The sequence below is a fragment of the Spirosoma fluminis genome (genome assembly GCF_054778895.1).
In genome coordinates, this window is record NZ_BAAGZD010000004.1 from 910,479 (window position 1) to 923,980 (window position 13,502).

Consider the following 13,502-nt stretch of genomic DNA (forward strand, 5'->3'; position numbering starts at 1 on the left):
CGGCTGTGATTAGTGGGAAGGAATAAAATGAGTTGCTTCACCTACAGACCAGGTTAACCTACCTTTGCCGTATGAAAAACCGCATTCTACTTAGTTTTCTGCTCCTGTCAGTAGGAGCCTGCTCGCCCAAAATCGGCTCAAGGAGTACGTCGGACAAAGCCTACGCTCATTTTTCGTACAAGCCGAATCAGACGGCTAGAATTAGTGCGCACCGGGGTGGGGGCGACCTAAAGGGCTATCCCGAAAACTGCATTGAGTCGTTCGATTATCTGGCCAAGCGAATTGGTACCTCGGCGCAGCCCGTCATTATTGAGTGCGACATTGACCTGACTAAAGACAGCGTGATGGTGATGATGCACGACGCTACGCTCGACCGCACAACCACCGGCACGGGTAAACTGATCGATAAAACGTACGCCGAACTTGACCAGTACCGGCTGGAAGATAACCTGGGTAACGTAACGCCCTATAAAATTCCGACGCTCGAAGAGGTGCTCCGGTGGGGAAAAAATAAGGTTACGTTCACCCTTGACGTGAAGCGGAACGTATCATTCGCGAAGGTGGTGGATATGATCCACAAAACCGGAACGGGGGCTATTGCCGCCGTGATTACGTATAACGCGCAGGATGCGGCTAAGCTTCACCAGCTCGATCCGGACCTGATGATTTCGGTTACGATTCGTAACCGGGCGGAATACGACCGTCTGCGTGAGTTAGGCGTACCCGACAACCGGATGGTGGCGTTTGTGGGTGTGAAAGAACCCGAGAAAGACTTGTATCAGTTTTTGCACGAAAAAGGCATCGCCTGTATTCTTGGTACACTCGGAAACCTGGACAAGCAAGCCGTGGCCAAAGGCGATCAGGTGTATAAGACATTCGCCGAAAACGGAGCCGACATCATGTCTACCGACCGGCCTCTGGAGGTCTGGAACGCGGTGAAATAAATGATGCGTCGCAACCGGCTGAACTACGTAGTGCTTACCATACTGGTCCTGCTGGCGGGGTTGGCGTCCCGGCATTGCTGGGACGACGTACCGTTTATACGAGCTTACGTCGGTGATGTACTCTGGGCGCTGATGGTGTTTCTCGGTATCGCCTGCGTCTGGAATCGGTGGCCGATTCGACGGGTGGCGCTGGCCGCGCTGCTTTTCTCGTTTAATATGGAAGCTAGCCAGCTCTACCATGCTCCCTGGATAGACAGTCTGCGGGCGACGCGGCTGGGTGGGCTGGTGCTTGGGTTCAGCTTCGTCTGGAGCGATCTGCTTTGTTACACCATCGGCGTTCTGGCCGGGCTGCTGATCGCGCAGATGAGTCTGCGTCGGCAAAGCGCGTAAATGGGTTACAAGCTGACGAAAAAAGACCTCTTTCCTGGCGCTAGCATGGTGTGATGCGTAGCCAGAAAGGAGGTCTTTTTTTTGCTCCCGTCAAAATGAGGATAGTCCGGAGCCGGCTAAGGATTATTAGACCTGCTGGCCGACGTGAATACCTTCCTTAATGATCTTGATTAGCTCCTGGTTGAACGCCGGAATATCGTCCGGTGTACGGCTGGTAACCAGGTTGCCGTCAACTACCACTTCTTCATCCACCCAGTCGGCTCCCGCGTTACGTAGGTCGGTCTGGAGTGAAGGGTAAGAGGTTAGCTTTTTGCCGTCAACGACCGCTGCTTCAATCAACATCATAGGCGCGTGGCAGATGGCCGCTACCGGTTTTTCAGCCTCGAAAAACGCGTTCACGAACGATACGGCGTCGCTGTTCATGCGCAATTTGTCCGGATTCATAACCCCGCCGGGCAGGAGCAGGGCGTCGTAATCGCCGGGCGTTGCCTCATTGAGTGCTTTATGGGCTTTGAACGTATCCCCCCAATCGGTTTCGTTCCACGCCTTTACGTCGCCACCTTCTGGCGTAATCAAATCGGTCAGAAATCCTTCTGCTTCGAGCGCTTTGCGGGGTTCGGTCATTTCAACTTGCTCAAAACCCTCTGTCAGTAAGATGGCTATCTTCTTTTGTTCCTGGTTTTCCATGGTTCGTCGAGTGATTTAAGTGCACTATTTCTTAACCGTATGTGCCCGGAAAAGTTAGCTGACAAACCGATTTTAGCCGACGCTTAACCAATAAGTTGAATGTGAAGTATGGTAATTGATTCTGAACCGTGTTAACCGTGAAGCTCTAACTACTCAACGAAACCGGTTGTTAGCTGCCAAATCTGCGAAGGTTGTATACCAGACTAACCATGAAGTAGCGCTTCAGGACGCGGCTTTGTATATCTTCTACGTACGAGTCGGCTGTATTGCGGACCAGGCTGCGGTTCTGGTTCAGTAGATCATATACCTGCACGCGTACCTCCCCTTGCTTACCTTTCAGGAATTGTTTTGCCAGTGCTACGTTCCAGAGCGTGAATCGTTGATTGTATCCCGCCGACCGGCCCGACGTTGCCGTGTACGTTACGTCGCTCGTGAGAACGAAACGGAACGGTAATTCCCAGTATAGATCGGCGGTGGCATACTGCGACCAGAAGGCGGTATTCTGCCGGGGAAGCAGCGAGTAGGTGGCTGTCTGGTAGCTGATGTTGCCGCTGATGCCATAGTCAAACTTGCCATTATAGGTCGATTGTATCCGCAAACCCTGCCCAAGCGTAACGGTTCGGGACTCGTTCGTCTGGTCGTTCACGAAGCTAAGGCCACGGGTAAGTCCGCCGTTTGTGGTGAGATTGAGGCTATGCCGGATCGGCTGGAACGTTCGACTTAGCGATAGAAAACCATTGGCCGACCAGAACCCACCCGCATTTTTCGGCTGAGTCGTTTGCGCACCGGCACTGTTGACCGTAGCGGCTGTGCTGATGCGGTTGTTGCTCTGGTTCAGGCTGGCAAACAAAAACAAACTCCGCGTTCCCATATTTCGTGATCCATTGACCGTCAACGTAACGGTATTGTAATATTCCGGCTGTAGCGACGGGTTGCCCAGGCGAATGTTCAGCGGGTTTGTATTGTCGACAACGGGTTGTAACTGCGTCACTGAGGGGGGCGTAATGCGGGTTCGGTACTGAATGCGCAGGCTGCGATTCCCCGAGAACGTATAGCTGAACAGAGCGTTGGGCAGTACGTTCAGGTATCGGCTCGTTCGGCTGGTGTCTACCGAACGGTTGTCGGCGCGGAGTTCGGCCTGCTGCACCTCAACTCCGAGGGCGTACGTATAACGCAGTCGACGGGTTTGCACGGTCGCGCCCGCCCGATGCGTACTGAACGAGCTGGCAAAGCGATTACTCAGTCTCAGGTTGGGCCGGTCATACTGCCCCGTTATCTCGTTCGCATCACTGGCGTCGCGTTCGGCCCGGTTCAGGATGCTTCCGTAGGCATAGCGAAATTCTAACTTTCGGGTCAATGATAGGGGTTCCGTATAGGACAGCGTTACCGTATTCTGAAACGAATAGCTAGGCTGGAGATTTCGTTGGTTGAGCCGGAAGGTGTTTGTCAAATTGGCCCCCGTCGAGTCGTAAAAGGTGTTCAACGATTGGTTTAACGCGTTGGTCTCTCCATCCACCAGAACCGAATTCAGGTTAGCGGAGAAGCTTCGTCCTTCGCGCCTGAACTTCCGCATGAGCAGCAGGTTATTGTACCCGTTGAAGCCATCGCCCGTTGAGCTGTACCGGGTTTGCCCCGTGTTCAGCCATACCCCACTGGGTAGATACGAACGGCTGTCAGTTCGGCTGTCGAACCCGGTCGTTTGCCACGAAAGAGTAGGCGTGAGCCGGAGGCTGGTTAAGGAGTCAAGTTGCCAGTCGAGCCGGGCGTTGAACCGGTGCGAATGCTGGCGGTTCTGCGAGGAGTTGCTTTGATCGGTGTTGAAAGACCGGTCTGGCAGGATGTTCTCGCGACGGCTTTGCTGGTCGGTAGTCGTAATGGCCTGATTCCAGAAATAGCTGGTCGCCAGTTCAGCCCGTTTGCCCACTCTATCCCGGTAGTTCAAACCAGCCGCTTTTGTCTCGATAATGTTCGTAGGCGTCTGATTACCTCCCGGCCCCGTATTACCCGGTCCACCGACAAAAACGGGTCCGCCCGAGCCACCCTGCCCGGTACTTCCATCGCCTAGTGTAAAGTTTTGCTGGTTGAGGTTATTGGCTTGACCAATCAGGGAAATTTGCTGACCCGGTCCGTCGCCACGGCTATTGAAGCGGTTCAGATTCAGCCGCCCCTGATACCGCTGCTGGGTTCCGGCACCGATCGAATTCTGTCCGAAATATCCTTTCCCTTTATCCCGCTTGATCGTCAGGTTGATGGTACGTTCCCGATTGCCGTCGTCGATACCCGAGAACTGCGATTGATCTGACGATTGATCATAAAGCTGTACTTTATCAATGATGTCGGCGGGCAGATTACGGGTTGCCATTTTGGGATCGTTGCCAAAAAATGGTTTCCCATCCACGAGTACACGATTAACTGCCTGCCCCTGCGCTTTGATGGTGCCATCCCGGGCGACCTCTATACCTGGGAGTTTCCGCAGAAGTTCTTCCACCTGCGCGTTGGGCTGTGTCTTGAACGAATTGGCATTGAACTCCAACGTATCGCCTTTGACGTCGACGGGCGCGCGTTCCTGCCTGACGACTACTTCGTTGAGCACGTTGGCCTGCTCGTTCATACGGATGGTTCCGGCATCGGCCAGCCGAGTAGTTGGCTCCACCGTAACGTACCGTGACGCATTCCCATATCCCAGGAAGGTGATGAGAAGCCGGTAGTTGCCAGCCGCTACGTTGCGAAAGCTAAACCGGCCGTCGCCATCCGTGATCGTCGCATCGACATAGCCTGAATCCCGGGCCGTCAGCAACGAGACCGACGCCATACGAAGGGGCTTGCCGCTTACAGAATCAATGGCTACGCCCTGAACTTCAGCCTTGCCCTTGCTCTTTTGGGCAAGGCTGACCGTCCAGCTGGGCAGCAGGAAGATACAAAGAAGGAAGGTTTTCATGCGGGGTGTAATCAGTTTCGCTCATTCATCATCAATTGCTGGCGGAAGTCGGCTCCCGCCTTTTCGCGTAGATCGGCTATTTTTTCGGGAGAAACCGTCTCGGCTTTGAGAGTTGGCTGAACGTCTTTGTCACTGACGCCTGATAGGTTCACTTTCGTCGCCCGAAACTGCTCCCGGCTGCTTTCGACCAGGAGCACTGCTCCGGTCTCCGGTGTCAGTTCACGGATGGGCGAGTAGGTGATGGGTAAGTCGGTGGTGAACCAGACCGTATACGTTTCTTTCTGGTAAGGAACGGTGGCTTTGCGGCAGGTGTAGCCGGCAATTTTCTTCGTATGGTCCGTAAACTGCCAGCCTGCTGTACGGTTGATTGGGGCCTCGGCGCGGTACGATTTGACTTCGTCGCCCTTGCCAACGGTCAGCAGCGTAATCGTTTTTTGATTCGCGAGGTCAACGAATACGTCTTCTTCGTAGGGGCGTCCCATATTTGTAACCTGCGGGGCGCTACCTCCGCCCGGTCCACCCACGAATGTCCGCACGACCGCGTTCTGCTCATCACGGCTTTCTTTGGCGTATTGCTTCGTGAAAATTACCTTCTGCCCAAAGGTGCGCGTATCGGGGATGTCGGTCGGGAAGTTCGGGTCGCCGGGTTTTACCTGCTCGCCATTGATGACGATACGCATACTGCTGGGGTCGATCTTCCGGACGACTTCGTAATTAATCTGTCCCGATGTCTGGGCCAGCGCTGGACGAGTGGCTGCTGCGAGCAGTGAGAGAAGAAGGACTAAGATGCGATGCGTTTTCATAAGAATTCATTGATTTACTTGATGGGATAAACTTCCGGCAACGCTGTGTAACAGACTGCTATATAATGTTAAACAGGGTTAACCCCCGCTGCCTGCGCGGCCGTACTTTTGCATAAGATCGGCGACGGCTTTCTGGCGCAGATCGACTAATTGTTCCGGCGTAACGCTCTGCGCCTGTACCCGGGGGTTGGCCACCAACGACGGATTTAGTGCGGTTTTAGCCACTTTGGTAGCTTTGAACTGCACGTTGCTACCCTCAATCAGCAGGACCGTTCCGGTGTCGGGCGTGAGCGCTTCAATGGGCGAGTAGGTGATGGGTAGTTCGGTAGTGAACCAGACGGCGAAGGTTTTTTTCTGGTAGGGAACGAGAGCTTTGCGGCAGGTGTACCCGGTTATTTTTCTGGTTTGGTCGGTTAACTGCCAGCCCTGGACCCGCTGAATTTGCGATTCAGCCTGATACGTTTTGGCATCCGGATCTTTACCAATCGTGAGGATTGTTACTTTTTTCAGGGTTTTTAGGTCGACAAACGTCTGCTCGACAATCAGACGTCCAACCTGGCTTTGGCTACCTGGCCCTACGACTTCCCCTTCGCGCATGACTTTCGCATTCGTACCGTTTATCAGGACCTTCTGTTCCGACATGCGGGCGTCGGGGATGTCAGTCGGGAAATTCGGGTCGCCGGGTTTCATCAGCTCGCCATTACTGTCGAGAAATTTCAGACTTGCCGGGTCGATTTTGTGAACGCCTTCGTACGTAATCTGGCCCGACCACGTAGCAGCGGCCGTTTGTGCGATAATTGGGTGAGTTGCCAGCAAGGCGGCTACAAAGCTGGCAACTGCGCTAATGTGTGTTTTCATAAAAAAAGCTGGTTTAGTTTGATCCATAATGACGGTGATGCGGCACACCGACCACTCAAAGGTCAGGTGGAGTTTTGTAACAGACTGCTACATAGTGTTAAACAGTGTTAAGTTGAAACCTTTGCTCACTATAGGCATACCCCGCCCATACTGGGTTGCAGGTCGTCTTTTCTGTGATTTTGGGTAGTGAGCCTAATGAGTGGTAGGGGTTTGGATGAGGTAATTTTGACCTCATTTAAAAATGTGGGGTCATGGGTTTAGGTATGGACACAAAAAAGCCTGGCTGCATAGCGGCCAGGCTTTTCTTCAGTCTGCTTAATGAAACATTGTTTAGCCGACAAAGGTATGCGGCTTAGGAAAATCAGAGTATTTACGGCTTGACAACTTTAACGCTCTGTCGTTGAGCTGGTATACCCGCACCGGCTTCACTAATCACCTGTAAGAGATAAAGACCCGAACCTTGGGACTGCATATCCCAGTCAATCATCTGTCCACTCTCGGCTTGCTGCCAGTGCTGCTGACGGATGGGCTTACCACTTAGATCAATTAGCTCAACCTGCAAGGAACGTCCCTCAGCACCTCGTACCACCGCCCGCAAACGATCCTGTTGTATTGGGTTAGGTGCTAGTTCTACCTGCAAGGGCGTTTCCAAACTAGCAATCTCTCTGGCCCGGCAACTGGCGTCTACTGTCAAACGATACGGTCCGTAGATTCTAACGGTGCCTGAGCGGTCAGTCACTTTGAGAAAGAAGTTACCCTGGGTGTTGGTCTGAGCGTTGATGAGCGTCAGGCTACTCGTAGCCGTACCTCGGAACAGTTGAGGGGTCTCCATGATCTTGGGCGTAGTAAGGCTGTTCTTGTACCACTCATACTTGACTGGGTCGCCCTCAACCGTTACGTTGATCACCGCTGTTGCTCCACGGCAGGCGGTAGGGTTGTTGCCGCCTAACACGGTGGTGGAAGCTATGGCTGAACAGCCGTTATCCTGGCGGGTTATGGTCACCGAGTACACCCCCGCCGTGGTGACTTGAGCCTGATTGCTGCTGCCTTGCTGAGCAGCGTTTGAGCTAAAGGAGTAGCTAACGTTATCACCGGGCGTAGCTGTGGCCGTTAAGGTAACGTTTGCATTGGTAAACGACAAAGGTCCTGAGTTAGTCAGACTAACACTAGGGGTTATCGTATTACTTTCTACTGTGGTACTCTGGACGGCCGTACAGCCGTTGGCTCCAGTTGCAGTCACCGTGTAGGTGCCGGGGCGGTTGACACTCGCCGTTGGCCCACTGGCGCTAAAGCTCTCTGGTCCGGCTAAGCCATAACTAACCCCAGTGGTACTGCTAGATGCGGTCAGCTGAACAGAGGTCTGGGCACAGGTCAAGGGGCCATTATTGGTTAAGCTCAGGTTCTGGGGAGGGGTCGTGTTGATCTCCACTGTAACGGTCCTAGTGGCACTACAGCCGTTGTTTCGGGTAGCCGTCAAGGTGTACTCGCCGGGCTGGCTGACAGTGGCCGTGTTGGCCGAGTAGCTTTGACCACCCGGTCCGGTGATGACCAGCTGAGCATTGCCGTTAGCGGAAGCATTCAGCACCGCCGTTGGCTGAGCGCAGGTCAGCACGTTACTCACCGTTAGGCTCAGGTTGCTGGGCGGAGCAGTGTTGCTGGCTACCTCTGTAGTAGCCGTAGCGGTGCAACCCTGAGCGTTGGTGACTAAGACGGTGTACTCACCGGGATTGCTGACGGTGGCCGTGCGGCTACTGGTACCGGTGGGCTGGCTGACAGGGAAGGGACCACTGAAAGCATAGGTGGCGTTGTTGCCCGCCGAAGGCACGGTGAGTCGCACACTGGTCCGCTCACAGGTCAGCGGGCCGTTGTTGTTAAGCGTTACATTCTCAGGGGTTGCAGTTTGGCTGGTCACCTCCGTGGTAGCGGTAGCTGAGCAGCCGCCCGGATTCGTTACTGTAACGCTATAGGGTCCCGACTGAGAAGCAGTGGTGGTTCTACTAGTAGGACCACCGATTTGAGGTCCGTTGTTAAACTGGTACGTGGCCCCCGCATCTCCTCCGCCTGCGGTGAGTCGAACGCTGGTTCGGGAGCAGGTAAGTACCCCGTTGTTAGAAGCAGTCAGGGTAGGTGTGAAGCTTGGGCAGGGGACTTGATAAATACCAAACTGACCAATTCCAATACCTGTATTGCTGTTCTCTGTCGTGATCGTGATCGTTTCGATTGTAACGCCTGGCTGGTTGACGTAAAACCCAAAATACTTTGCACTAGCTATGTCTGAATTACTACTACCCGTAGCCTGGATTTCTCCTGAACTTGTCCCATTTTGTGTCGTAGCTTGTATTTTATAGGTACCTATAGATTCTGGTTGAGCATAAAAATAGAACGCTTTCGTGCCAGCCGGTAAAGTAAGAGTAAATGTTAGCCCATAATTGGCATAAACTTTACCTGTATAGCCATTTCCCCAATAAAAATACCAGTTAGCATCATTTAGCGGCAGTGGTTGGACAATCAGAAAATTTGGGCTAAAGCCAATAGACCCTCTAAGCGGGCTGTTTACGAAGGAGACTTCGCTTCTATCTGCCGCTCTAGAATCAGTGACTGAAGTCATGGTATAGCCCCCTAGAGTGGGGGGAGGTGAACCGCCACCGGGTGAGCCGTCAAAAACAATCTGCGCCTGTAGACTAAGCGAAGCAGAAAATAGGAAGAGAAAAGTAAATAGGTGTTTCATGGGTTAGATGTTAAATTGAAAATGAAGAAGTTAAACTTTCTGTAAAGCTACTCTACCAGTGCTGTAGTCTTCAACAAGCCAAGAGAATATATGTGTAGAATTACTTAAGGGTTGCCATAAAAAAGCCCGGCGCTGGAGTGGCCGGGCCGTGGGGTTAATTGACTTTAACAGATAGAGGTGTCCAGAGCCGGTTAAGCTTTTTCCAGTGCGGTTTTAAGTAATCAATAATTTGTGGAACGTCGGCTTCGGTGACAAGGTGAATCGTATATGGCAGGAACAACCCTTTTCGCTGTCCCATCATAAAGATTTGCATAGAATAACTACTTCGCTTTTCATACTTCTTTATATCCCACCGAAAGACGAGGTTATAGTCAATATCGTATCATCTCATCCGGAATCCCCCCACCAGCAAAGTCCGCTCCCAACGCGATGAATACAACTATATTTTAAAATCGATTGGCCGTCAGGCGGACTTATCGCGGCCGGTCATGGTCGGTACGTATTGCCGGGGTGAACTGTTATCCGAGATTCAGGCGCTTCACCAGACGATGAGCAGCCACATCGCCCGGCGCACGTTTGCAACTTTGATGAACAAAGCGGGCATGCCGACCAAGACCTTGCAGGAGATTTTAGGGCATAGTTCGATTACCTCGACCGAAAAATATTCCAAGGTCAGCTCTTCGCTAATGGTCAATCAGATGCGGGACACCTGGAAGCGTATCAAGTCCTGATTTGCCCCCACCTGTGACCCCATTCTTGAAAAAGTGCCCTTCTGATCTGGCGACAGCCCTAGTTTTGTTAAACAGTGTTAACGTCCATCCAAAGCCCGTCCGGACGATGTAGATTTGTGTATGAACCGACGCATCCGTTCGATATTCTGGCTGATGACACTTTGTATCATCGGCATCAATGCGTTTCAGGGCTATTGGCTCTGGACAACGTATCGTGTTAACAGCCAGCAGTACAACCAGACGATGCGGGATGCTTTGTTTGCGATGTTGCAGCAGCGTCAGATGGCCGAGGCTAACCGATTATTTGCCAACCAGGACAGGAAGGAGGCCTCAAAACCGACGCCAATGATCATTCGCCGATTTGACGGCACTGCGAACCGGGCGCAGATTCAGATGTTTGTAACGCCCCCCAAGCCACCTCTACGGTCAACGCGTGGTCGTCAGCGTAAGCTTCGGGCGGTAACGGTTGATCAGTTTTATCCGCGCCTGCCGACGGGAAACGAAACGCAGGTAGTTATATCGCCCGATACGCTTGCCCGCCGTATCTCGAATATGGTGTTGCTCGACTGGGCCGAAGGCACACGTATCGATCTGCCGAAGCTGTGGGCGGCCTACCGCGCCGAGCTTCGTGAGCGGGGTATACACGCTGATTTCAAACTCGATACGATAAGTGTTCATCCTCAAAAGCCTTCCAACAACGTACTGGTTCATCAATTGGGGGCACCCTCAAGGCCAGATGATCGACCGAACGTAATGAATAAGTTAGTATTGCCTATCAATCCGATTCGGAATCTGTTTGTGCAGGTGTCCTTTGACACGCCAACGTTCTATTTGTTACGTCGGATGGGCTGGCTGCTGGGTGGTTCGGTGCTTTTGGTATTGCTGACTACGGGTAGTTTCCTGTTCATGCTGAGTACGATTCTGCGCCAGAAGAAACTGTCGGAAGTAAAGAACGACTTCATCAACAACATGACGCACGAACTGAAAACGCCAATCGCAACGGTAACCGCGGTTGTGGAAGCGTTGCAGAACTTCGGCGCGTTGAACGATCCGCAGAAAACGCAGACGTACCTGGCAATCTCGCAGAATAACCTGCAACGACTCTCTGATCTGGTGGAGAAAGTGCTCACGCTCGCGGCCGAAGAAAAGAAAGAACTCGTCCTGAATCCGGAGTGGGTAAAACCGTCCGAACTGATTCAGCAGGTGATCAGTAATCATCAGCTTAAAGCCGACAAGCCCGTGCAGTTTGAGATCGACGCATCGGCAGATGATGCACCGGTCCGGATCGATCGCTTTCACATCGCGAATGCCATTAATAACCTGATCGACAACGCCATTAAGTATTCCAGCGAATCCGTGACGATTCACATCAAAAGTCAGCAGCAGGAACGGCTTTGGCGGCTATCGGTGAAAGACAACGGCATCGGCATTCCCAAGACGTACCAGGGCGCAATTTTCGACCGTTTCTTCCGCGTACCCACCGGCAATCTGCATCCCGTAAAAGGGTTTGGCCTGGGGCTATCCTACGTGCGCCAGGTAATGGAGAAACACGGTGGGCACATTGACGTCACGAGTGAACCCGGCGCTGGCAGCGAATTTACTCTGTTGATTCCGGAGACGGGTGGTGACGGCCATGCCGGCGTGAAACGATTACGTGTCAACCTGAATCCTCCTGACTTTTATTCCGCTTCGAAATAGATGGCCAGCGTTTTACTCGTTGAAGATGAATTAGCCCTCGGCATGATCGTGCGCGATAGCCTGGAAGTGCGGGGGTTTACGGTCTTTTACGCGGCCGATGGGGCTGAAGGCCTTAACCTGTTTCGCCAGCAGCAACCTGATATTGTGGTGGCCGACGTAATGATGCCCGAAATGGACGGGTTCTCACTGGCGGAGCACATTCGCCAGGACAATGCCCATATACCGATCCTGTTTCTGACGGCCCGTTCGCAGACCGCCGACGTGGTACGCGGCTTTGAACTGGGCGGAAACGACTACCTCAAAAAACCATTCAGTCTCGACGAGCTTATCGTGCGCATCAACGCCCTGCTCCGCCGTCCGGCCAGTCTGGGTACAACCCCATCGACGCCAATGCTGCTGGCAGTTGGGCGGTATCGGTTTGATCCCCCCAAACAAAAATTGTTTCTGGATGGCAACGAGACCGTACTGTCGCACCGCGAAGCCGAACTGCTCCGCAGACTGTATGAACAGCGTAATCAGGTTCTGGAACGTAGCGCGGTGCTTACTGAACTCTGGGGTGATGATTCCTTTTTCAACGGCCGCAGCCTGGACGTATTCATTACCCGACTCCGACGCTACCTCCGTGACGATCCGCAAGTGCAGATCATCAACGTTCGCGGCATTGGCTATAAACTAATTATTTGAGTGCCGATCAGTTGCCTGATTGTGGGCAAGGCCGGGCAGAACGCCCGGCCTTGCTGGCTAGTTACGCAATTGCGTATCCGCAAAATAGACCATCGCTTTGTTCAGAAACGCGGCATACTCCGGGTTTTCCTGCCCGTTCCCGCTCGTGTACCGGAGGTCGTCGACGTACAGTTGAGCTAACCCTTTGTAGGCTTCGGCCATGTCTTTGCCCGCACATACCGACTCGCCCCAGAAACCCCTGATGTTGCGGTAATGCCGGGCAATCTGCTGCTGGACAACCGCACTGGTCGGGTCCTGATCTATGAGAGTTAACAATCTCTCGCCGATGTCTCTGGCGTCGGCTTTTAACTGCTCAAAACCCACTTTCCCTAACCGATGGAGTCCATTTTCCGACCCCTCAACTACGTCGGCACCGTACTTCTCCACGGCCTCCCGACGATAGGCTTTCCCGTTCGGAAAGCCTTCATACAATTCTTCGTCTGTCAACATAGTTTGTTCACCTTTAAGTGATTTAATTGTCTTGTCAATCGTTGTCAAAAGAACCGAAAGCTGGTCTCTACGACGCAGTAGGGCTTCTTTGTGTTGGTTTAAGGCAAGTATCGTATCAAAATCAGGGCCTTCCAGGATGCGCTGGATTTCACTAAGCGGGAAATCCAGTTCCTTGTAAAAGAGAATCTGCTGCAGTCGGATTAACTCGGTTTCGCCATACAGCCGGTACCCGGCCTCGGTACGGATGGACGGCTTTAGAAGACCCAGCCGGTCGTAGTGGTGTAGGGTGCGCACGCTGACACCGGCTAACGCGGCTAGTTTTTTAACAGAATACTGCCTCATAAACAACCTAAGCTTGATTGACGGGGTAAATGTAGACTATGACGTAAGGGGAGAGTCAAGGAAAATTTTGACTTTTTTTGTTCTTGCCAGATAGAGCCAGAAACGAGACCACAAAAATTCATTTTTGTCATTTGCAATCGCAGCCTATCTTTGCGGCATGATTATCGGCTGGGCTCTATTCTCCTCGTTTCGACATCGTCGCCATCATGG

General features: G+C 52.8%; 12 protein-coding genes. 5 read left to right on the top strand and 7 right to left on the bottom strand.

Features of this window, described 5'->3' with window-relative positions; translation table 11 throughout:
• The first annotated feature begins 71 nt into the window (after positions 1-71).
• Together ACYVBJ_RS09485 and ACYVBJ_RS09490 are read left to right on the top strand one after the other, a co-directional pair.
• Entirely contained in the window at positions 72-944 is an 873-nt protein-coding gene (locus tag ACYVBJ_RS09485; RefSeq protein ID WP_460982046.1) for a glycerophosphodiester phosphodiesterase family protein, read from the top strand.
• Complete coding sequence (locus tag ACYVBJ_RS09490) at positions 945-1,334, top strand: ribosomal maturation YjgA family protein (RefSeq protein WP_460982047.1); 390 nt, start codon at positions 945-947, stop codon at positions 1,332-1,334.
• A 126-nt stretch (positions 1,335-1,460) separates the two neighbouring features.
• On the opposite strand, the gene ACYVBJ_RS09495 is transcribed toward ACYVBJ_RS09490, so the two are convergent.
• The 6 genes from ACYVBJ_RS09495 to ACYVBJ_RS09520 all read right to left on the bottom strand — a co-directional run bounded on the left by ACYVBJ_RS09495 (position 1,461) and on the right by ACYVBJ_RS09520 (position 9,661).
• Positions 1,461-2,021, bottom strand: a complete 561-nt coding sequence (locus ACYVBJ_RS09495; protein ID WP_460982048.1) for a type 1 glutamine amidotransferase domain-containing protein — start codon at positions 2,019-2,021, stop codon at positions 1,461-1,463.
• Between the two features lie 169 nt (positions 2,022-2,190).
• On the bottom strand, positions 2,191-4,959 hold the full coding sequence (locus ACYVBJ_RS09500) for an outer membrane beta-barrel protein (protein ID WP_460982049.1): 2,769 nt from the start codon (positions 4,957-4,959) through the stop codon (positions 2,191-2,193).
• Positions 4,960-4,970: 11 nt separating this feature from the next.
• On the bottom strand, positions 4,971-5,762 hold the full coding sequence (locus ACYVBJ_RS09505) for a GLPGLI family protein (protein WP_460982050.1): 792 nt from the start codon (positions 5,760-5,762) through the stop codon (positions 4,971-4,973).
• A 78-nt stretch (positions 5,763-5,840) separates the two neighbouring features.
• Positions 5,841-6,620, bottom strand: coding sequence for a hypothetical protein (locus ACYVBJ_RS09510; protein WP_460982051.1), 780 nt, complete (start codon positions 6,618-6,620; stop codon positions 5,841-5,843).
• Between the two features lie 370 nt (positions 6,621-6,990).
• On the bottom strand, positions 6,991-9,348 hold the full coding sequence (locus ACYVBJ_RS09515; RefSeq protein WP_460982052.1) for a T9SS type A sorting domain-containing protein: 2,358 nt from the start codon (positions 9,346-9,348) through the stop codon (positions 6,991-6,993).
• A 154-nt stretch (positions 9,349-9,502) separates the two neighbouring features.
• A complete protein-coding gene (locus ACYVBJ_RS09520; RefSeq protein ID WP_460982053.1) occupies positions 9,503-9,661 on the bottom strand; it encodes a hypothetical protein in 159 nt (52 codons plus the stop codon).
• Between the two features lie 175 nt (positions 9,662-9,836).
• Here ACYVBJ_RS09520 and ACYVBJ_RS09525 point away from each other — a divergent pair, with 175 nt between their 5' ends.
• The 3 genes from ACYVBJ_RS09525 to ACYVBJ_RS09535 all read left to right on the top strand — a co-directional run bounded on the left by ACYVBJ_RS09525 (position 9,837) and on the right by ACYVBJ_RS09535 (position 12,461).
• Positions 9,837-10,079, top strand: coding sequence for a tyrosine-type recombinase/integrase (locus ACYVBJ_RS09525; RefSeq protein WP_460982054.1), 243 nt, complete (start codon positions 9,837-9,839; stop codon positions 10,077-10,079).
• Between the two features lie 120 nt (positions 10,080-10,199).
• Positions 10,200-11,777, top strand: a complete 1,578-nt coding sequence (locus tag ACYVBJ_RS09530) for a sensor histidine kinase (RefSeq protein WP_460982055.1) — start codon at positions 10,200-10,202, stop codon at positions 11,775-11,777.
• Entirely contained in the window at positions 11,778-12,461 is a 684-nt protein-coding gene (locus ACYVBJ_RS09535) for a response regulator transcription factor (RefSeq protein ID WP_460982056.1), read from the top strand.
• A gap of 57 nt (positions 12,462-12,518) precedes the next feature.
• On the opposite strand, the gene ACYVBJ_RS09540 is transcribed toward ACYVBJ_RS09535, so the two are convergent.
• The gene (locus ACYVBJ_RS09540) at positions 12,519-13,292 is read right to left on the bottom strand and encodes a MerR family transcriptional regulator (RefSeq protein ID WP_460982057.1); all 774 of its coding nucleotides are present in this window, start codon (positions 13,290-13,292) and stop codon (positions 12,519-12,521) included.
• Positions 13,293-13,502 lie beyond the last annotated feature (210 nt).